Raw genomic sequence first — 19,587 nt, 5'->3', positions numbered from 1 at the left:
TATCATCCGTTACTTGCTTGCGGCGCACACTATGGCACAGCGCCAGCCCAAAAAAAGTGCCGGATGGGCCGATTTCGTGGAGAGCTTGCGGAACCCAAAGCCGAAACCACGCTTTGATACCGGCGCGTTTTGTAAAACTTCAGCAATCCACAGGCTTAGCTCGGATTCTGGCGCTTGCCGCCGAGAGACGGAGTGGACGCATGAGCGTCGTTTCCGCGATCATCGGGACTGCCGAACGTGTGCCGCTGCCCGACGTCGTGATCCGCGCCGCGATCCAGCGCCTGTGCTCGCGCACGGCGACGCGCCTGTCCGCGCTGGGCGCGGCCGACGATGCCGCCTTCGCGGGAAGGATGATGCTGCGGCCGATCGCCGGGGATCCGGATGCCGGGCACGGCGAGGTGCCCGCGGCGCTCCTGGCAGAGGTGCTCGGCCCCAACCGCAAATATTCGTGCTGCTTCTACAAGACCGAGGCGACCAGCCTGCGGGAGGCGGAGGAGGAGGCGCTGCGCCAGACCGTCGAACATGCCGGTCTCGCCGACGGGCAGGCCATCCTCGAGCTCGGCTGCGGCTGGGGCTCGCTGTCGCTATGGATGGCGCGGCAGTTTCCGCATGCGAGGATCACAGCCGTATCGAACTCGCAGATGCAACGCGACCATGTCGAGGAGGAAGCGCGGCGGCGCGGGCTGCTCAATTTGCGTGTGGTCACCGCGGACATGAACGTGTTCGCGCCCGAGGGGCAGTTCGACCGCATCGTGTCGGTCGAGATGTTCGAGCAAATGACGAACTGGCGCAAGCTGATGACGCGCGTGCGCTCATGGCTCGTGCCAGAGGGACGCTTCTTCATGCACATCGTCACCCATCGCTCCGGCTCCCATCTGATCGACCGGACCAATCGGGAGGACTGGATCGCGCAGCACGTCCTCACGGATGGGCTGATGCCGAGCCACCACCTCGTCAGGCAGTTCGGCGACATCTTCGCGATCGAGAAGGAATGGTGCTGGAGCGGAACGCATTATCAGCGCACCGCGAACGACTGGCTTGCCAATTTCGATGCGCATCGCGACACCATCGAAACGGCCTTGCGCCAGGTCCATGGCGAGGAGACCGGCCCGTGGATGCGGCGCTGGCGCTGGTTCTTCCTCGCGACGTCGGGCCTGTTCGGCTACGCCGGTGGAACCGAATGGGGCGTCAGCCAGTATCGGATGAAGGCCGCCTCCTGATTGCGATGTTCCGCCGCAGCTCGCGGCGATGGAGCCGACTCACAATCCGGTGAAACCCAAAAAGCGCACTGAAGTCAGCAACATAGGTCGTGTGACAATGAGCCGCCCGCAGCATGCGTTGCGTCGCAGCAAGTCTATTCTATTTTGACGGCATCAGCCGCGCGGAATGTGCCCAGAACGGGCGCGGCGCGGAGCGTGATCAGTTTCAACAACATTGGGGCACTTAACTTCATGTCAGGACTTCGTGCGCGACCGGCATGCGTTGCAATGATGCTCGCGGCCTTTGCGCCGCTGCTCGCGGGCTGCGGGGAATCCAGCTCCGCAGTGTCCGCTGCCCCGCCGGCCGATCCTGACGTCAGCATCGTGATCGTGAAGCCGCAGCCGCGCGCCGTGGTGCGCGAGCTGCCCGGCCGCATCGCGCCGACCCGCGTTTCCGACGTGCGTCCGCGCATCTCCGGCATCGTGGTCGAGCGGCTGTTCCGCCAAGGTAGCGAGGTCAAGGCGGGCGATCCGCTCTATCGCATCGATCCGCGCCCGTTCGAGGTCGAGGTGATGGCGAGCGAGGCGGCGGTCGCCAAGGCCGAGGCCGCCCTGATGCAGGCCAGGCAGCAGGCGCATCGCATCGCCACCCTCACCAAGGATCGTGCGGCGCCGGAAGCCGAGAACGAGAAGGCGATCGCGGCCGAGCGCCAGGCCCATGCCGAGGTCGAGGGCCGCAAGGCCGACCTCGCACGCGCCAAGCTCAACCTCGACTACGCCACCGTGCGTGCGCCGATCGACGGCGTCGTCGGTGCGGCGCTGGTCAGCGAGGGCGCGCTCGCGGTGCAGAACGAAACCAACCTCGCCAGCATCCAGCAGCTCGATCCGATCTACGCCGACTTCACCCAGTCGGTGAACGAACTCAACCAGCTCCGCCGCGCCTTCGAGAGCGGCGACCTCGAGCGCATCGCCGCCGATGCCGCCAAGGTGCGCCTCGTGCTCGACGACAACACCATCTACGCGCTCGACGGCAAGCTGTTGTTCTCCGATGCCAAGGTCGACGCCCACACCGGCCAGGTGACCTTGCGCGGCGAATTCCCCAACCCCAAGCGCGAGCTGCTGCCGGGCATGTACGTCCGCGTCCGCATCGACCAGGGCCTCGATAGCGACGCGATCGCGGTGCCGCAGCAGGCGATCCAGCGCAATGGCGGCGGCGGCAGCGAGGTGTTCGTCGTCAAGGATGACAACCACATCGCGGTGCAGCCGGTGCGCACCGGGTCCGCGCAGGACGGACTCTGGTTCGTCACCGAGGGTCTGAAGGCCGGCGACAAGGTCGTGGTCGAAGGGTTCCAGAAGTTCGCGGCCGGCGACAAGGTCAAGCCGCAATCCTGGTCGGAAGCGGACGCCACGGCGGACAACCGGCACGCCCAGAAGCTCACGCGGTAACGCGCCATGCCGAGTTTCTTCATCGACAGGCCGATCTTCGCCTGGGTGGTCGCGCTGTTCATCTGCCTGATCGGCGCCATCGCGGTGCCGCTGCTGCCGATCGCGCAATATCCGATCATCGCGCCGCCCTCGATCTCGATCTCGACCAGCTATCCCGGCGCCTCGCCCGAGAACCTCTACAACAGCGTCACGCGCCTGATCGAGGAGGAGCTCAACGGCGCCTCGGGCATTCTCAATTTCGAATCGACCAGCGACTCGCTCGGCCAGGTCGAGATCATCGCCAATTTCCAACCGGGCACCGATACCAGTGCCGCCTCGGTCGAGGTGCAGAACCGCATCAAGCGCGTCGAGGCGCGTCTGCCGCGCGCGGTGATCCAGCAGGGCATCCTGATCGAGGAGGCCTCCAGCGCGGTTCTCCAGATCATCACGCTGAACTCGACCGACGGCAGCCTGGACGAGGTCGGTCTCGGCGACTTCATGATCCGCAACGTGCTCGGAGAGGTCCGTCGCATCCCCGGCGTCGGCCGCGCCACGCTCTATTCGACCGAGCGCTCGCTTCGCGTCTGGGTCGATCCGGCCAAGCTCGTCGGCTATGGCATGACCGCCGACGACGTCAACAAGGCGATCGCCGCGCAGAACGCGCAGGTCGCGTCGGGCAGCCTCGGCGCCGAGCCGTCGACGTCCAGTCAACGCACCTCCTCGCTGGTGCTGGTCAAGGGCCAGCTGTCTTCGCCGGACGAATTCGGCGCCATCATCCTGCGCGCCAACGCCGACGGCTCGACCGTGCGCCTGCGCGACGTCGCGCGCATCGAGGTCGGCGGCCTCAGCTACCAGTTCAACACGCGCCTGAACGGCAAGCCGACCGCGGGCCTCTCGGTGCTGATGTCGCCGACCGGCAATGCGCTGGCGACCGCCAGCGCGGTCGAGGAGAAGATGAAGGAGCTGTCGCGCTTCTTCCCGGCCAACATCTCCTACGAGATCCCCTACAACATCACGCCCGTGGTCGAAGCTTCGATCAAGAAGGTGCTGTCGACACTGGTCGAAGCCATCGTGCTGGTGTTCGTGGTGATGTTCCTGTTCCTCCAGAACATCCGCTACACCATCATCCCGACCATCGTGGTGCCGGTGGCGCTGCTGGGCGCCTGCACCACCCTGCTGCTCGCGGGCTACTCCATCAACATGCTCTCGATGTTCGGCATGGTGCTTGCGGTCGGCATCCTCGTCGACGACGCCATCGTCGTGGTCGAGAACGTCGAGCGCATCATGAGCGAGGAGGGGCTGCCGCCGAAGGAAGCGACACGCAAGGCGATGTCGCAGATATCAGGCGCCATCATCGGCATCACGCTGGTGCTGATGGCGGTGTTCGTGCCGATGGCGTTCTTCCCGGGATCGGTCGGCATCATCTACCGTCAGTTCTCGGTGACCATGGTCGCCGCGATCGGCTTCTCCGCCTTCCTCGCCCTGTCGCTGACGCCGGCGCTGTGCGCAACGCTGCTCAAGCCCGTCGCGGCTGGTCATGGCCATGCCAGGAGGGGCGTGTTCGGCTGGTTCAACCGCATGCTCGAAGGCGGCAAGGAGGGCTATTCCCGCACTGTCGGCTTCTCGCTGAAGCGAACCGGACGGCTGATGCTGGTCTATGTCGCGCTGCTCGTCGGCCTGTCCTGGGCTTTCGTCAATCTGCCCGGCGGCTTCCTGCCCATCGACGACCAGGGTTTTGTGACCACCGACGTGCAGACGCCGTCGGATTCGTCCTACGGCCGCACCGAGGCCGTGATCGAGAAGGTCGAGAAATATCTCGCAGAACGTCCCGGTGTGAAGGATGTCACCTTCCTCACCGGCTTCAGCTTCTCCGGCCAGGGCATGAACACCGCGCAGGCCTTCATCACCCTGAAGGACTGGTCGGAGCGCGGGCCGAAGGACTCGGCCGCGGCGATCGTCAATGACATCAACCGCGATTTGTCGTCGTCGATCCGCGACGCCAAGATCTCCGCGCTGCAGCCGCCGCCGATCGACAATCTCGGCAATTCCTCGGGCTTCTCGTTCCGTCTCCAGGACCGCGGCCAGAAGGGCTATCCGGCCCTGATGCGCGCCGCCGACCAGTTGATCGCGGAGGCCAATGCCAGCCCGGTGCTGCAGAAGGTCTATATCGAGGGCCTGCCCGAGGCCGGCGTGGTCAATCTCATGATCGACCGCGAGAAGGCCGGCGCGTTCGGTGTCACGTTCGAGGACATCAACAACACGATCTCGACCAATCTCGGCTCGAACTACATCAACGATTTCCCGAACCGCGGCCGCATGCAGCGCGTCGTGGTGCAGGCCGATGCCCGCGACCGCATGCGGACCGAGGACATCCTCAACTACAACGTCAAGAACAGCCGCGGCCAGCTGGTGCCGTTCTCCTCCTTCACCACGGTGGAATGGGCGCGCGGCCCGACGCAGATCGCCGGCTTCAACTATTATCCGGCGGTGCGCATCTCGGGCGAAGCGAAACCCGGCTTTACCTCGGGCGACGCCATCGCGGAAATGGAGCGGCTTGCCGGCAGATTGCCGCGCGGCTTCGGCTATGAATGGACCGGGCAATCGCTGCAGGAAAAGCTGTCGGGCTCGCAGGCGCCGTTCCTGCTCGCTCTCTCCATTTTCGTGGTGTTCCTGTGTCTGGCTGCGCTCTACGAGAGCTGGACCATTCCGCTCGCGGTGCTGCTCACGGTGCCACTCGGCATCGTCGGCGCCGTCATCGCGGCGATGCTGCGGGGCCTGCCCAACGACGTCTATTTCACCGTCGGCCTCATCACCATCATCGGCCTTGCCGCCAAGGACGCGATCCTGATCATCGAGTTCGCCAAGGATCTGCGCAAAGAGGGCAAGCCGCTGGTGGACGCCACCCTGGAGGCCTGCCGCCTGCGCTTCCGCCCAATCCTGATGACCGGCCTCGCCTTCATCTGCGGCGTGCTGCCGATGGCCATCGCCCACGGCGCCGGCGGCGCCAGCCAGCAGGCGCTCGGCAGCATCGTGATGGGCGGCATGATCGCGGTGGTGATCCTGGCGCTGCTGATGGTGCCGGTGTTCTTCGTCTCGGTGCAGCGCGTGCTGGCGGGGGACCGGGAGCCCAACGCGGCGAAGGAGGGCGAGGTGTACGGGCCGCCCGCTCCGGCAAGGGCCGGCCACTGAACGCCGGATCGCTCGGCTTGCTTTCTCGGGATTGTCAAGCCAGACTGCATCCCTGGATTGAAGGAATGTGTATCTGCACGGCTGCGCGGCTGCGCAGATGGCCCGCCGATTGAGAGCATGTGATGCGTCCGACTGACATTGCGATCTCGAACTATCGCTCTCTTCGGCGGCTCTCCATACCCATCCACCCCTTGTCCGTGTTTGTGGGTGAAAATGGCGTCGGCAAATCCAATCTCTACAAATCCTTGTCGCTGTTGCGCGACGCAGCGACCGGTCAAATCACCCGCACGATCGCCGATGAGGGCGGATTGAATTCGGTCTGCTGGTCCGGCATTCGCAAACGCGGCGAAGATGGGCGGCTGCGGTTGTCAGCCACATTCGACAGCATGAGGTATTCCATCGAGCTGGGGTTTCCGAGCCCGCTTCAGGCCGCGTTTTCCGGCGAGCCGATGATCAAGGCCGAAAGCATCGAGACGACGCAGGGCAAACGCACGGTCAAGCTGATGGAGCGGATCAACTCGCTCGTCAGCGTCCGCGGCGAGAGCGGCGCCTGGACCGCCCACAAGGATGCGGTGCTGCCGTCCGAGACGGCGCTTGCGGCTTTTTCCGATGGCAAGGAGTGCCCCGAAATCACCTGATCAGGAATGCCATGCTGGGCTGGCGATTCTATCACGACTTTCGTACCGATCCGGCGTCACCGATACGAAAGCCCTGTCTGGCGATCGCAACGCCCTCGCTCAGCGCCGATGGGACCGATTTGGCTGCCGCCCTGGCGACCCTCTATGTCATTCGGCAAGACGCTGCCGATCTGCAGGACGCAATTGAAGATGCATTCCCGGGCGCCGAACTCCGCGCATGGGAGGAAAACGGCTTGTGTCAATTTGATCTGCAATTGGCGGATATGCCGCGGCCGTTCAGGGCTCATGAACTATCCGACGGGACACTGAAATACATCTGCCTGCTCGCAGTGTTCATGGGCTATCGGCTGCCGCCCTTCATCGCGCTGAACGAACCGGAGACCAGCCTGCATCCGTCGCTGCTGGCGCCGCTGGCGCGGCTCATCGCCAAGGCATCACGCCGCGCCGACATCTGGATCGTCACCCATTCGGAACAGCTGATGGAGGCATTGCGAAGCGAGAGTTCGGTCCCGCTTCGCCGGGTGATCAAGTCGAAAGGCGCCACGACGATCGAGGGCCTGACCATCGGCGGCGAATATCGTGACGAGGAAGCGGACGAAGACGACAATTCTTAACCGTCGTAGATCGAGCCGTCGTGCTACTGCCCTAGCGGCTTCAATATCTTGATCAGTTCGCCATGCACGAACTCATTCCCGCACACCACATGCCCGGTCACCAGCGCATCGCCCGGGGTGTCGATGTCGGTGATCGTCCCGCCCGCCTCACGCACCATGATCTGCCCGGCCGCGATGTCCCAAGGCTGCAGATTCCGCTCCCAATAGCCGTCGAGGCGGCCGGCGGCGACGAAGGCTAAGTCGAGCGAGGCGGCGCCGAAGCGGCGCAGGCCGGCGACGCGGTCCTGGATCGCGGTCATCTCGCGGCGGAATTCCTCGTGGTCGCCGCGGCCGATATGGGGCAGGCCGCAGGCCACCACGCATTCGTTGAGCTGGCGGCGGCCGGCGACGCGCAGGCGCTGGTCGTTGAGGAAGGCGCCCTTGCCGCGCTCGGCGATGTAGAGCTCGTCATTGGCGGGATTGTAGATCACGCCGGCGATGATGGTGCCTTCGCGCGAAAGCCCGATCGAAATCGCGAATTGCGGGATGCCATGCAGGAAGTTGGTGGTGCCGTCGAGCGGATCGACAATCCAGGTGTGGCTCTTGTCGGAGCCTTCCCGCGTGCCGCCTTCCTCGCCGATGAAGCCGTAGCCGGGACGGGCCTTGGCGAGGTCCTGGTAGAGCATCTCCTCGGCGCGCTTGTCGGCCAGCGAGACGAAATTGGCCGGTCCCTTCAGCGAGACCTGCAAATGCTCGATCTCGCCGAGATCGCGCTTGAGGCTGCGGCCGGCGCGGCGCGCGGCCTTGACCATGACGTTGATAGTTGCGGAATACAGCATGAGCTCTGGTCTTGATCGGGGGAAATGGCGCGAAATCGCGCCTGTTTGAGGGATGGGGTGCCCTGCGAGGGGCTGAAGGTCAAGTCATTTGGTCCCGAGCCATTTTCTGGCGGCGGCCTCGGCCTTGGACCGGTCCTCGGCCGGCAGTTCGGAGAACTGCTTGTCGAGCTCCGGATCGCCCTTGCCGGCGGTCTTGGCCACCAGATGCCATTTGAAACCCTCGATCTTGTCCACGGTCGTGCCCATGCCGTTGATCAGCACCCAGGCGAGGCGATTCTGCGCGATCGCGCTGCCCTGGCGGGAAGCCTTGCGAAGCAACGCGACAGCGGCCGGGTGGTTCTTCGGTGTGCCGGTGCCGTTGAACATGGCGATGGCATATTCGACCTCGGCATCGACATTGTCGGCCAACGAGGCTGCCTGGAGCAGCCGCACCGCGCGTTCCGGGTCCTTGGGCACGCCGGTGCCCTCCTTGTAGAAGGTCGCGAGCGCGTATTGCGCCTCGGGCACGCCGGCATCGGCCGCCTGGCGCAGCAGCTCGGCGGACCGCTTGACGTCTTGCGGCAGGGTCTGGCCGTCCAGATACAGCAGAGCGAGATTATAGGCGGCCCTGGGCTCGCCGAGCTTGGCAGAGGAGGCCATCAGCTTCACCGCCTCGCCCTTGTCGACCTTGCCGCCGCGGCCCGAGATGCGCAGCATGGCGAGCGCGAACATCGCCTCGCGGTCGCCGGCGTCGGCGGCGCGCTTGTACCATTCCTGTGCCTTGACGTAGTCGCGGCGGATGCCCATGGCGTTGGAATAGAGCTCGCCGAGCATGGTCATCGCCTTGGGATCGCCGGTCGCGGCACGGGCTGTGGCGAGATCGAACGCGGTCTTGTACTGGCCGCGCTGATAGGCGCCGAACACCAGATCGACACCGGGCGTGTCGGTCGCCGGCGCGGGGATCACGGTCGCGGGCAACGCCGGCTTGGGCGAGGCGGCCGGCTTCGGGGAACTCGAAGGCTTCGGCGCCGGCGCGGCCTCCTTCTTCTTGGCAGCCGGGGGCGGCTTGGGCTTCTGCTTTTCGGCGGGCGCGCTCGGCGTTGCCGCCGGCGGCGTGATCTGGAGCTGCGCGGCCGCGGGCGCCGTCAAGAGCAGCGTGGCCAGCATGGTGATGCGCGGGAGCTTCATGTCGGGCGCTAGCCGTGCTCCTGATCCGCAAGCGCACTCGCATGGGCCTTCTTGATCGCTGCATCGGCCTCGAGCAGCGCAGCCTTGGGCCCGCGCGGATCCGCCCAGATGAATTCGCCGACCAGCACGAAATCGGCGCCGCTGGCGGCGAAATCGTGGGCTTCTTCCACTGAGGTGGCAAATCCGACGCAGGGCGGCTCGAACAGCTCGGCCCACCAGTCCAGCCGCTCGGCAATCGCTAGTGACGACGGGCGCTGGCCTTTCGCGTCGGGTTCGCCGAACAGCACATAGTCCGCGCCGATCTCGCCCGCATCCATGGAATGGTGCCGCGTCGTCAGCCCGCCGACGCCGGCGATGCGATCGGGCTTGAGCGATGGCAGCGCCTCTTTCAGCGCGGCGATGCCGGGCAGGTGCGCGCCGTCGGCGCCGCCGCGCGCGACCAGCTCGGCATGGCCCTCGACGAGCAGCGCGGCGCCGGCTTTCTGAACCGGAGGCGCCAGTGCCTTGATGCGCGAGATCATGGTGCGCTGGTCGGTCTCCTTCAGCCGCAGCAGCACGGCCGCGACGTCGGCGCACGCGAGCAAGCCCGGCAGTTCGGCGACGAGCGCAGCGGGATCATCGACGGCGGGCGTCGCGAGATAGAGGCGCGGCGCCGGGCGCGGCGGAGGCGATTTGTTCGACAAGATCTAGGCCGCTTTCTGTTCCAGACTGCTTTGCCATTCGCCCTTTGAGGCGAGCCCGTTCATGCGGGCACGGTGGCTGAATGCGTTTTGGCCGGCTGCGACATTCTCGGCCTTGCCGGACCAGGCCTTCTGCGGCGCGGCCTGCAGCGCGCGGCCGTAGGAGAAGGTCAGGCCCCAGGGCAGCGGGCCGAGCTTGTGCATGGCGTTGAGATGGGCGGTTGCCTCTTCGTCCGACTGGCCGCCGGAGAGGAAGGCGATGCCGGGCACCGCCGCCGGCACGCAGGCTTTCAGCAGCCGGATCGTCTTCTCCGCGACTTCCTCAACCGGAGCCTGTTTCGCGCACTTCTTGCCCGAGATCGCCATGTTCGGCTTCAGCACCATGCCCTCGAGCGCGACGCGCTGCACGCGCAATTCCTGGAACGTCTTGTTGAGCACGCGGCTCGTCACCTCATAGCAGCGATCGATGTCGTGATCGCCGTCCATCAGCACCTCGGGCTCCACGATCGGCACGATCTGCGCGGCCTGGCACAGCGCGGCATAGCGCGCCAGCGCGTGGGCGTTGACGCTGATCGCCGTCATCGAGGGGATGCCGCTGCCGATGTCGATCACGGCGCGCCATTTGGCGAAGCGCGCGCCGCGCTCGTAATATTTCTTCAGCCGCTCGGCGAGCTTGTCGAGCCCGACGGTGACAAGCTCGCCCGGGCACATCGGCAAGGTCTGCGTGCCTTCGTCGACCTTGATGCCGGGGATGGCGCCGCTCTGTTCGATCAGCTTGACCAGCGGCGTGCCGTCCTTGGCGTCCTGCCAGATCGTCTCGTCATAGAGGATCACGCCGGAGATGTACCGGCTCATGGCCTCATTCGACCGGAACAGCATCTCGCGATAGTCGCGGCGGTTCTCTTCAGTCGATTCCACGCCGATCGCGTCAAAGCGCTTCTTGATGGTGCCGGAGGATTCGTCGGCGGCAAGGATGCCCTTGCCTGGCGCGACCATGGCGGTCGCGATCCTGTTCAGCTCAGTCAGATTCATCGAGGTCCTCCCAAAACGATTCTGCCCTTGCCCGTGAAAATAGACCGTTCTCGGGCAATTGCCGAGGTTAACGTTCGTCGCAGGGGCGCCCGCTGTCATTCCGGGATGCGCCGAAAGGCGCAGGCCCGGAATCCATAACCCCAGGCTGTGGTTATGGATTCCGGGCTCACGCTCCGCGTGCCCCGGAATGACGGGAGGATGTGGTTGAGGGCCTACGCCACCCGCGATCGCTATGCGACGCGGGGGTCCAGCTCGCCCTTGGCGTAGCGCCTGGCCATCTCGGCGGTGGTGAGGACCTTCTTGATCTTGGAAGCTTGCCCTGCGGTATTGAACTCCTGGAGCCGCTGCTTGCACAGCTTGGTCATCGCCTCCATCGCCGGCTTCAGGTACTTGCGCGGGTCGAACTCTTCCGGGTGTTCCTTGAACACCTTGCGGATCTGGCCCGTCATGGCCATGCGGTTGTCGGTGTCGATGTTGATCTTGCGCACGCCGTTCTTGATGCCGCGCTGGATCTCGGCAACCGGCACGCCCCAGGTCGGCTTCATCTTGCCGCCGTACTCGTTGATGATGTCCTGGAGGTCCTGCGGCACCGACGACGAGCCGTGCATGACCAGATGCGTGTTCGGCAGCTTGCGGTGGATTTCCTCGATCACCTTCATGGCGAGGATGTCGCCGTCCGGCTTGCGGGTGAATTTGTAAGCACCGTGAGACGTCCCCATCGCGATCGCGAGCGCGTCGACCTTGGTTTCCTGGACGAACTTCACGGCCTCGTCCGGATTGGTCAGGAGCTGGTCGTGGCTCAGCTTGCCTTCAGCGCCGTGGCCGTCTTCCTTGTCGCCCATGCCGGTTTCGAGCGAGCCGAGCACCCCGAGCTCACCCTCGACCGAGATGCCGCCGAGATGGGCCATGTCGGTCACAGTCTTGGTGACGCCGACATTGTAGGTCCAATCGGCCGGGCTCTTGCCGTCGGCCTTGAGCGAGCCGTCCATCATCACCGAGGTGAAGCCGGCCTGGATCGCGGTCATGCAGGTCGCGGCCTCGTTGCCGTGGTCGAGATGCACGCAGACCGGAATGTGCGGATAGATCTCGGTGACCGCGTCCATCATGTGCTTGAGCATGATGTCGTTGGCGTAGGAGCGCGCACCGCGCGAGGCCTGGATGATGACGGGCGCGTCGACCTGGTTGGCCGCGTCCATGATCGCCAGCGCCTGCTCCATGTTGTTGATGTTGAAGGCCGGTACGCCGTAATCGTTCTCAGCCGCATGGTCGAGCAATTGACGTAACGTGATCCGAGCCATGTGTCTTCTTCTCCGTTTGGGCCTGCAAGGCCACTGCCTGAAGGCCGCTTGCTGATTGCGGACGAATTACTTGATGCGCAGGACTTCGACGCCGGGCAGGGGCTTGCCTTCCATCCATTCAAGAAATGCGCCACCGGCGGTCGAGACATAGGTGAACTGACCGGCCACATGGGCCTGGTTGAGGGCCGCGACCGTGTCGCCGCCGCCCGCGATCGAGATCAGCTTCTTGGCCTTGGTGCGCTCGGCGGCGTGCTTGGCGGCCGCGACGGTGCCGCGGTCGAACGGCTGCATCTCGAACGCACCCAGCGGTCCGTTCCAGACCAGCGTTGCCGCATCGTCGATGGCCGCATGGACGCGCGCGATCGATTGCGGGCCGACGTCCAGGATCATGCCGTCTGCCGGGATCGCGTCGAGCCCGTAGGCATGCGAGGGCGCGTTGGCCGCGAAATGATAGGCGACCGTGGCGTCAACGGGGAGGATGATGGCGCAGTTGGCGGCTTCCGCCTTCTCCATGATGCGCAGTGCAGTCGGCGCAAGATCCTTCTCGGCCAGCGACTTGCCGATTCCGACGCCCTGGGCGTGCAGGAAGGTGTTGGCCATGCCGCCGCCGATCACCAGCGCATCAACCTTGCTGACGAGGTTTTCGAGCAGGTCGATCTTGGTCGAGACCTTTGCGCCGCCGATGATCGCGATGACCGGCTTGGTCGGGGAGCCCAGCGCCTTCTCCAGTGCGTCGAGCTCGGCCTGCATGGTGCGGCCGGCATAGGCCGGCAGCTTGTGGCCGAGACCTTCGGTCGAGGCGTGGGCGCGGTGCGCGGCCGAGAACGCGTCATTGACCCAGATGTCGCCGAGCTTGGCCAGCTCCGCGACGAAAGTCGGATCGTTCTTTTCCTCTTCCTTGTGGAAGCGGGTGTTTTCGAGACACAGGATGTCGCCATCCTTCAAGCCGTCGACGGCCTTGGCCGCGGGCTCGCCGATGCAGTCGTCGGCAAACGCGACGGGCTTCTTGACGACCTTCGACAGCGCTTCGGCGACGGGCTTGAGCGACTCCTTGGCATCGCGTCCCTTCGGCCGGCCGAAATGCGCGAGCAGGATGACCTTGGCTCCCTTGTCGGCGAGTTCCGTGATGGTCGGCGCGACGCGCTCGAGCCGGGTGGCGTCGCTGACGCGCCCGTTGTCCATGGGCACGTTGAGATCGACGCGCAGCAAGACGCGCTTGCCGTTCACGTCGACGTCGTCGAGGGTGCGGAATTTGTTGGTCATCTCTGGGCTCTCTTGTCCCGGGCCTCTAGGAGGTCATTCCGGGGCGCGCGTAGCGCAAACCCGGAATCTCGAGATTCCGGGTCTGGTCCTTCGGACCATCCCGGAATGACGAAACAGCTGCGGAGTTAGATCACCTTGCTCATCGCAACGGCGGTGTCCGCCATGCGGTTCGAGAAGCCCCACTCGTTGTCGTACCAGGCCATCACACGCACCAGCGTGCCGTTCTGCACCTTGGTCTGATCCATGTGGAAGGTCGAGGAGTGCGGATCGTGGTTGAAGTCGATCGAGACGTTCGGCGCCGTGGTGTAGCCCAGGATGCCCTTGAGCTGCTGCTCGGAAGCGCGCTTCATCGCCTCGTTGATTTCCTTCGGATCGGTGGCGCGCTTGGCGACGATCTTGAGGTCGACGACCGACACGTTCGGGGTCGGCACGCGGATCGCGACGCCGTCGAGCTTGCCCTTCAGCTCGGGCAGCACGAGGCCGATCGCCTTGGCGGCGCCGGTCGAGGTCGGGATCATCGACATCGCAGCCGCACGGCCGCGGTAGAGGTCCTTGTGCATCGTATCGAGCGTCGGCTGGTCGCCGGTATAGGCGTGGATGGTGGTCATGAAGCCGGTCTCGATGCCGACGAGGTCGTTCAGCACCTTGGCGACCGGCGCGAGGCAATTGGTGGTGCAGGAGCCGTTGGAGACGATCAGGTGATCCCTGGTCAGCGTGTCGTGGTTGACGCCGTAGACGATGGTGGCGTCGGCGCCGTCGGCGGGCGCGGAGACCAGCACGCGCTTGGCGCCTGCGGTCAGATGCGCGGAGGCCTTGTCCTTGGCGGTGAAGATGCCGGTGCATTCCATCGCAATGTCGACGCCGAGATCCTTCCAGGGCAGCTTGGAGGGATCGCGCTCGGCGGTCACCTTGATCTTGCCGTTGCCGAGGCTGATCGTATCGCCGTCGACGGTGACGGTGCCGGGGAAGCGGCCATGGACGCTGTCGAAGCGCAGCAGATGGGCGTTGGTCTCGACCGGGCCGAGGTCGTTGATGCCGACGACCTCGATGTCCTTGCGGCCGGACTCGGCGATAGCCCGCAGGATGTTGCGGCCGATGCGGCCAAAACCGTTAATTCCGACGCGGACTGCCATGTTTCATCTCCTTATGACCGTTCAATGACGGGCTCGATAACGCCTAGTCTTCCCGCACAACGCGCCATACGCGCCTGCGAGGGTTTTTTAGGGGCGGACGCCCGGTTCGGCCGGGCGATGCTTGATCATATGAGAGACTTCGTAGTCCTTTTTTTTGGCAAGCTCAACTCTCAGGAAACGCGCTTCAGCACAGCGTTAACCGCAGCCTCGGCGGTGATGCCGAAATGCTTGTAGAGCTCCTTGGCCGGACCGCTTTCGCCGAACGAATGCATGCCGATAAATTCGCCATCCTGGCCGATCACGGCATCCCAGCCCCAGCGCACCGCCGCCTCGATCGCCACCTTCACCGGCGCGTTGCCGATGATCTCGGCGCGCTTGGCTTCTGGTTGCGCTAACAAAAGCTCGAGGGAGGGCACCGAGACCACCCGTGACGCGATGCCGCGCTCGGCGAGCTGCTTCTGGGCGGCGACCGCAATCTCGACCTCGGAGCCGGAGGCGAACAGCGTCGCCTTGGCTTCGCCCTGGGCTGCAACCAGCTCGTAGGCACCGGCCGCGCAGGGAACATCGTTCGGCGCATTGGTGCGGAGCTGCGGCAGGTTCTGCCGCGTCAGTGCCAGCACGGTCGGGCCGTCGGTACGATTCAGCGCGAGCTCCCAGCACTCCGCGACCTCGATTGAGTCGCAGGGGCGGAACACGCGCATGTTGGGAATGGCACGGAGCGCGGCGAGATGCTCGACCGGCTGGTGGGTCGGGCCGTCCTCGCCGAGGCCGATGGAATCGTGCGTCATCACGTAGACGACGCCGGCGCCCATCAGCGCGGCAAGGCGCATCGCGGGACGCGCATAATCGGTGAACACCAGGAAGGTCGCGCCGTTCGGCGCGAAACCGCCGTGCAGGAAGATGCCGTTCATGGCCGCGGCCATGCCGTGCTCGCGGATGCCATAATGGATGAAGCGGCCCTTCGGCGTCTTGGCGGAGAAGGCGGTCGCCGACTTCGCCTTGTTGTTGTTGGAGCCGGTGAGGTCGGCCGAGCCCGCCAGGAACTCCATCGGCATGGCGCCGGCGATCACCTCGATCACGGCTTCCGAGGATTTGCGGGTGGCGGCATTCATCGGCTTTTCCAGCAGCTCCTTCTTGTACGCGCGCACCGCCTTGGCGAGCGAAGCGGGACGCTCATGACGCAGGCGGCGCTCGAACTCGGCGCGCTTGCGGCTGCCGAGCTCGCCGAGCCGGCCTTCCCATTCCTGCCGGGCCGCCGCGCCGCGGCTGCCGGCCGCGCGCCAGGCTTTCAGCACGTCATCGGGCACCGCGAATGGCTCGAGCGAGATGCCGAGATTTTCCTTGGCGGCCTTGAGCTCGTCGGCGCCGAGCGCCTCGCCATGTGCCTTTGCAGTGCCGGCCTTATGGGGCGCGCCGAAGCCGATGGTGGTGCGGCAGGCGATCAGCGTCGGCCTGCTGGATTTCTTCGCGCGGGTGATGGCGTCGGCGATCGCAGCCTGGTCGTGGCCGTCGATCTTCTCGGCGGCCCAGCCCGCCGACTTGAAGCGCTTCACCTGGTCCACGGAATCGGAGATCGAGGTCGGACCGTCGATCGAGATGCCGTTGTCGTCGTAGAGCACGATCAGCTTGTTGAGCTTCCAGTGCCCGGCCATCGCGATCGCTTCCTGCGACACGCCCTCCATCAGGTCGCCGTCGGAGGCGAGCACGTAGGTGTGGTGGTCGACGATCTTTTTGCCGAACTCTGCAGCGAGCATCTTCTCGGCGAGCGCCATGCCGACCGCGGTCGAGATGCCCTGGCCGAGCGGACCGGTGGTGGTCTCGATGCCGTTGGTGCGGAAATTCTCGGGGTGTCCCGGGGTCAGCGAGTCGACCTGGCGGAACTGCTTGATCTGGTCCAGCGTCATCTCGGCATTGCCGGTCAGATACAGCAGCGAATAGAGCAGCATCGAGCCGTGGCCGGCGGAGAGCACGAAGCGGTCGCGGTCGGGCCAGTTGGTTGCGGCGGCGTCGAATTTCAGGAATTGCGTGAACAGCACCGTGGCGATGTCGGCCGCGCCCATCGGCAGGCCGGGATGGCCTGACTTGGCCTTCTCGACAGCGTCCATCGAAAGACCGCGGATCGCGTTGGCCATACGGGTGTGGTCGACTTGCGTCATGTCTGAAATCCGTCTGAAATGAGGCGCTTGGCGGTGGTGCGGGCCGTGTGGGAGGAGCCTTGGAAGGCCGGGGCTGGATAGCACCTCGGTTCCGGGAGTCCAAGGCAATCGAACGTCGGTTTGGCCGCAAAAGTTGCGTGCGGCATGATCCGGAAAAGTGGAGGGCCGGTTTTCCGACACGATCATGCCCATGAGGAACTGCTGGATCGGGATGGATCTCACCCCGATCTAGCAGTGCATAGTTTCGCGGCGGCGTTGCGCTCGGCTAGCTTGCCACGTAAATTTCTGCTTCTAACCGCTTGCCGAACCGAGTCTTTTGCCGGACGGCAAGCTCCCGGGGAAAGCCCATCGGGCAAAGGCAACAGGTTCCGCCGCTGACTGCATGAATGATCGCGTTTCCAACAGCTCTGCCATGACGGAGTCCTCCGCCGTCGAGATCGAGATCGCGACCCGCAGGCTCATGGCGGCGCTCGACGCGCTCGAAGGCGCGGTCGAGCGACGGCGTGATGCCGATCGCGACGAGAACGAGCTTGCGGCCCGAATCCAGGCGCTGGGCGCGGATCGCTCGCGGCTTGCCGACGAGCTCGACGGCGCCCTGGTGAAGGCGCGCAAGCTCGAGCGCACCAATCGCGAGATCTCCGATCGGCTGGATTCCGCAATCGTCACGATACGCTCGGTGCTCGATACCGGAGAGGACGGATGAGCCACATCAACGTCACCATCAACGGCCGGCAATACCGCATGGCCTGCGAGGAGGGCCAGGAGGTGCGGCTGCTCAAGCTGGCCGAGAGCCTGGAGACACGGATTCAGTCGCTGCGCGGAAAATTCGGCGAGATCGGCGATGCGCGCCTGACCGTGATGGCGGCGCTGACCGTCTGCGACGAGCTGGTCGATGCCGGCAACCGCGTCCGCACCCTGGAGCAGGAGCTGACCGAACTGCGGGATTTCCGTAACGCCGCCGTCGAGCGCGCCAGGATGACGCAGACCGCGGTGGTGAATGCGCTGAACGCCGCCGCCGAACGCATCGAGAAGTCGACCCAGGTCCTGAACCGGACCGTCGGCAACGGCATCGCGATCGGCTGATTTCGGGCGGACCGGCCGGTTGGGCTGGCGATTCGTCGGCATCGTTGTTACATTGCGTGAGCGAGGCTGCGACGCGCGTCAGGAGCCGTATATCCCCGGGGCCTTATCGATCCTTTAGGGAACTGTCCCTGGCCGGGCCCGTGGGCCCGGACATATGGTGCCCACCTACTTTCGTAGGGAACTCCGGGATCGAGTGCTTCAACGGCGTACGCGGCTTCGCACTTTTGTTTCCTTCCGGTTCGTGCTCTCGAATTGCGTCCCCGACACTTGCGGTTCAGTCTCGGTGTCATGCCCCGGCTTGACCGGGGCATCCAGTACGCCGCGGCGTCGAGGTCGTAGCATTGGCGTCTCTGGAATACTGGATCGCCCGCCTCCGCGGGCGATGACGGTGGAGCAAGGCTCTGCCTTCGGGGGAAAACGCGCATGTCCAACTCAAAAGCCGAACTCCGCGCCAAAGCCCTCGCGGCGCGTGACGCGCTCAGCGAGAAGAAGCGCGCTGCTGCCGCCGCCAAGCTGGCCAAGCGCGGGCTGCCGTTCAAGCTCTTGCCAGGCAGCATCGTGTCCGGCTACTCGCCGATCCGCAGCGAGATCGATCCGATGCCGCTGCTGAAGAAGCTCGCGGAGGCGGGCGCAAAGCTGGCGCTGCCTTGCGTCACCGCGCGCGGCCAGTCACTGGTCTTCCGCATCTTCCATCCGAACGACCGCCTGATGCTCGGCCCGCTCGGCATTCCCGAGCCGTCGCCGGCAGCAAGCGAGGTCGTTCCCGACATCATGCTGACGCCGCTCGCGGCCTTTGACCGTCTCGGCCATCGCATCGGCTATGGTGCGGGGCACTACGACCACAGCTTCGCGCATCTTCGCAAGGCCAAGACTATCGTCGGCATCGGGCTTGCTTTTGCAGCGCAGGAGATCGAGGCGGTTCCGGCACTAGCCCACGACGTGGCGCTGGATTATGTGCTAACGGAATCGGACGTGTTCGATTTCCGGAGTTCTGAAGTTGCGCATTCTCTTCGTGGGTGATGTCGTCGGCCGTAGCGGCCGCAACGCCATCGCCGAATATCTGCCCGGCATGGTCAAGGACTGGTCGCTCGATTTCGTCGTCGTCAACGGCGAGAATTCCGCCGGCGGCTTCGGCATCACGGAAGCGATCTATCAGGAGTTTCTCGACGCCGGCGCCGACGCGGTGACGCTCGGCAATCACTCCTGGGACCAGCGCGAAGCGCTGGTGTTCATCGAACGCGCCGAGCGCCTGGTGCGCCCGGCAAACTACCCCCGCGGCACCCCCGGCCGCGGCGCAGCCCTGGTCGAGACCAAGAACGGCAAGCATGCGCTGGTCGTCAACGCTTTGGGCCGCGTCTTCATGACCCCGTTCGACGATCCCTTCGCAGCGCTGGAGCGCGAGCTCGGCGCCTGTCCGCTCGGCGTTGCCGCGGACGCCATCGTCGTCGACTTCCATTGCGAAGCCAGCAGCGAGAAGCAGGGCATCGGCTTCTTCTGCGACGGCCGCGCCAGCCTCGTCGTCGGCACCCACACCCATGTGCCGACCGCCGACCATCAGATTCTCACGGGCGGCACCGCCTACATGACCGACGCCGGCATGACCGGCGATTACGATTCCATCATCGGCATGCAGAAGGAAGAACCGCTGCGCCGGTTCACGTCGGGGATTCCGTCGGGCCGCTTCGAGCCGGCGGCCGGAGCGGCGACGCTCAGCGGTGTTGCGGTGGAAACGGATGACGCGACGGGGCTAGCACTGCGCATCGCGCCGGTGCGAATGGGCGGAAGGCTGGAGCCGGCGACGCCGAGATTCTGGTTGAGCTGAAGGTCGCTCCGCTACATCCTCGGTGTCGTCCCGGCGAAGGTCGGCACCTATATCGCGTGATCTATGAGTT

15 protein-coding genes, 1 other RNA gene and 1 pseudogene are annotated in these 19,587 nt (G+C 65.2%); 9 read left to right on the top strand and 8 right to left on the bottom strand.

All coding sequences use genetic code 11. From position 1 onward, the window contains the following. Window positions 1-200: 200 nt before the first annotated feature. From QSV46_RS06780 to QSV46_RS06765, 4 genes and pseudogenes are all read left to right on the top strand, one after another. A complete protein-coding gene (locus QSV46_RS06780) occupies window positions 201-1,220 on the top strand; it encodes a cyclopropane-fatty-acyl-phospholipid synthase family protein (protein WP_314948296.1) in 1,020 nt (339 codons plus the stop codon). Between the two features lie 231 nt (window positions 1,221-1,451). Beyond that, on the top strand, window positions 1,452-2,645 hold the full coding sequence (locus QSV46_RS06775; protein ID WP_314948294.1) for an efflux RND transporter periplasmic adaptor subunit: 1,194 nt from the start codon (window positions 1,452-1,454) through the stop codon (window positions 2,643-2,645). 6 nt (window positions 2,646-2,651) lie between these two features. Continuing rightward, window positions 2,652-5,813: an efflux RND transporter permease subunit gene (locus QSV46_RS06770; protein ID WP_314948290.1), complete on the top strand. Its 3,162-nt coding sequence runs from the start codon at window positions 2,652-2,654 to the stop codon at window positions 5,811-5,813. Window positions 5,814-5,935: 122 nt separating this feature from the next. Beyond that, window positions 5,936-7,065: pseudogene (locus QSV46_RS06765) on the top strand (AAA family ATPase). A 23-nt stretch (window positions 7,066-7,088) separates the two neighbouring features. Here QSV46_RS06765 and QSV46_RS06760 read toward each other — a convergent pair. From QSV46_RS06760 to tkt, 8 genes are all read right to left on the bottom strand, one after another. Beyond that, on the bottom strand, window positions 7,089-7,883 hold the full coding sequence (locus QSV46_RS06760) for an inositol monophosphatase family protein (RefSeq protein ID WP_314948286.1): 795 nt from the start codon (window positions 7,881-7,883) through the stop codon (window positions 7,089-7,091). A gap of 84 nt (window positions 7,884-7,967) precedes the next feature. Continuing rightward, on the bottom strand, window positions 7,968-9,050 hold the full coding sequence (locus QSV46_RS06755) for a tetratricopeptide repeat protein (protein WP_314948284.1): 1,083 nt from the start codon (window positions 9,048-9,050) through the stop codon (window positions 7,968-7,970). An 8-nt stretch (window positions 9,051-9,058) separates the two neighbouring features. Next, a complete protein-coding gene (locus QSV46_RS06750; protein WP_314948281.1) occupies window positions 9,059-9,733 on the bottom strand; it encodes a thiamine phosphate synthase in 675 nt (224 codons plus the stop codon). A gap of 3 nt (window positions 9,734-9,736) precedes the next feature. Continuing rightward, on the bottom strand, window positions 9,737-10,762 hold the full coding sequence (locus QSV46_RS06745; RefSeq protein ID WP_314948278.1) for a class I fructose-bisphosphate aldolase: 1,026 nt from the start codon (window positions 10,760-10,762) through the stop codon (window positions 9,737-9,739). A 230-nt stretch (window positions 10,763-10,992) separates the two neighbouring features. Beyond that, a complete protein-coding gene (gene fba, locus QSV46_RS06740; protein ID WP_314948275.1) occupies window positions 10,993-12,060 on the bottom strand; it encodes a class II fructose-bisphosphate aldolase in 1,068 nt (355 codons plus the stop codon). A 66-nt stretch (window positions 12,061-12,126) separates the two neighbouring features. Continuing rightward, a complete protein-coding gene (locus QSV46_RS06735) occupies window positions 12,127-13,323 on the bottom strand; it encodes a phosphoglycerate kinase (RefSeq protein ID WP_314948273.1) in 1,197 nt (398 codons plus the stop codon). A gap of 125 nt (window positions 13,324-13,448) precedes the next feature. Then, window positions 13,449-14,456 (bottom strand): type I glyceraldehyde-3-phosphate dehydrogenase, encoded by a 1,008-nt coding sequence (gene gap, locus QSV46_RS06730; RefSeq protein ID WP_314948271.1) that lies wholly within the window; start codon window positions 14,454-14,456, stop codon window positions 13,449-13,451. Window positions 14,457-14,626: 170 nt separating this feature from the next. Then, window positions 14,627-16,612, bottom strand: a complete 1,986-nt coding sequence (tkt, locus tag QSV46_RS06725) for a transketolase (RefSeq protein WP_314948268.1) — start codon at window positions 16,610-16,612, stop codon at window positions 14,627-14,629. Window positions 16,613-16,994: 382 nt separating this feature from the next. Here tkt and QSV46_RS06720 point away from each other — a divergent pair, with 382 nt between their 5' ends. The 5 genes from QSV46_RS06720 to QSV46_RS06700 all read left to right on the top strand — a co-directional run bounded on the left by QSV46_RS06720 (window position 16,995) and on the right by QSV46_RS06700 (window position 19,517). Beyond that, window positions 16,995-17,315 (top strand): DUF4164 domain-containing protein, encoded by a 321-nt coding sequence (locus tag QSV46_RS06720; RefSeq protein ID WP_409997151.1) that lies wholly within the window; start codon window positions 16,995-16,997, stop codon window positions 17,313-17,315. Further along, a complete protein-coding gene (locus tag QSV46_RS06715; RefSeq protein WP_314948263.1) occupies window positions 17,312-17,695 on the top strand; it encodes a cell division protein ZapA in 384 nt (127 codons plus the stop codon). The genes QSV46_RS06720 and QSV46_RS06715 overlap by 4 nt, the downstream gene beginning before the upstream one ends. Window positions 17,696-17,755: 60 nt before the next feature. Beyond that, window positions 17,756-17,916: non-coding RNA, 6S RNA (gene ssrS / locus QSV46_RS06710), on the top strand. 202 nt (window positions 17,917-18,118) lie between these two features. Further along, entirely contained in the window at window positions 18,119-18,715 is a 597-nt protein-coding gene (locus QSV46_RS06705) for a 5-formyltetrahydrofolate cyclo-ligase (protein WP_314948262.1), read from the top strand. Further along, window positions 18,693-19,517, top strand: coding sequence for a TIGR00282 family metallophosphoesterase (locus QSV46_RS06700; protein WP_314948260.1), 825 nt, complete (start codon window positions 18,693-18,695; stop codon window positions 19,515-19,517). The genes QSV46_RS06705 and QSV46_RS06700 overlap by 23 nt, the downstream gene beginning before the upstream one ends. Window positions 19,518-19,587 lie beyond the last annotated feature (70 nt).

Origin of the sequence: Bradyrhizobium cosmicum, assembly GCF_032290525.1 — a bacterium.
Classification (GTDB): domain Bacteria; phylum Pseudomonadota; class Alphaproteobacteria; order Rhizobiales; family Xanthobacteraceae; genus Bradyrhizobium; species Bradyrhizobium cosmicum_A.
The sequence above is the reverse complement of the archived record's forward strand: the minus strand, read 5'-3'. Positions and strand labels throughout refer to the sequence as shown.

What these genes read in the sequence shown, in the direction of transcription:
- QSV46_RS06715 (WP_314948263.1), top strand. Translation starts at nt 17,312, where the DNA reads ATGAGCCACATCAACGTCACCATCAACGGCCGGCAATACCGCATGGCC.
- QSV46_RS06755 (WP_314948284.1), bottom strand. Translation starts at nt 9,050, where the DNA reads ATGAAGCTCCCGCGCATCACCATGCTGGCCACGCTGCTCTTGACGGCG.
- fba (WP_314948275.1), bottom strand. Translation starts at nt 12,060, where the DNA reads ATGGCTCGGATCACGTTACGTCAATTGCTCGACCATGCGGCTGAGAAC.
- QSV46_RS06775 (WP_314948294.1), top strand. Translation starts at nt 1,452, where the DNA reads ATGTCAGGACTTCGTGCGCGACCGGCATGCGTTGCAATGATGCTCGCG.
- QSV46_RS06745 (WP_314948278.1), bottom strand. Translation starts at nt 10,762, where the DNA reads ATGAATCTGACTGAGCTGAACAGGATCGCGACCGCCATGGTCGCGCCA.
- QSV46_RS06780 (WP_314948296.1), top strand. Translation starts at nt 201, where the DNA reads ATGAGCGTCGTTTCCGCGATCATCGGGACTGCCGAACGTGTGCCGCTG.
- QSV46_RS06705 (WP_314948262.1), top strand. Translation starts at nt 18,119, where the DNA reads ATGTCCAACTCAAAAGCCGAACTCCGCGCCAAAGCCCTCGCGGCGCGT.
- QSV46_RS06770 (WP_314948290.1), top strand. Translation starts at nt 2,652, where the DNA reads ATGCCGAGTTTCTTCATCGACAGGCCGATCTTCGCCTGGGTGGTCGCG.
- QSV46_RS06760 (WP_314948286.1), bottom strand. Translation starts at nt 7,883, where the DNA reads ATGCTGTATTCCGCAACTATCAACGTCATGGTCAAGGCCGCGCGCCGC.
- tkt (WP_314948268.1), bottom strand. Translation starts at nt 16,612, where the DNA reads ATGACGCAAGTCGACCACACCCGTATGGCCAACGCGATCCGCGGTCTT.
- QSV46_RS06720 (WP_409997151.1), top strand. Translation starts at nt 16,995, where the DNA reads ATGAATGATCGCGTTTCCAACAGCTCTGCCATGACGGAGTCCTCCGCC.
- QSV46_RS06735 (WP_314948273.1), bottom strand. Translation starts at nt 13,323, where the DNA reads ATGACCAACAAATTCCGCACCCTCGACGACGTCGACGTGAACGGCAAG.
- gap (WP_314948271.1), bottom strand. Translation starts at nt 14,456, where the DNA reads ATGGCAGTCCGCGTCGGAATTAACGGTTTTGGCCGCATCGGCCGCAAC.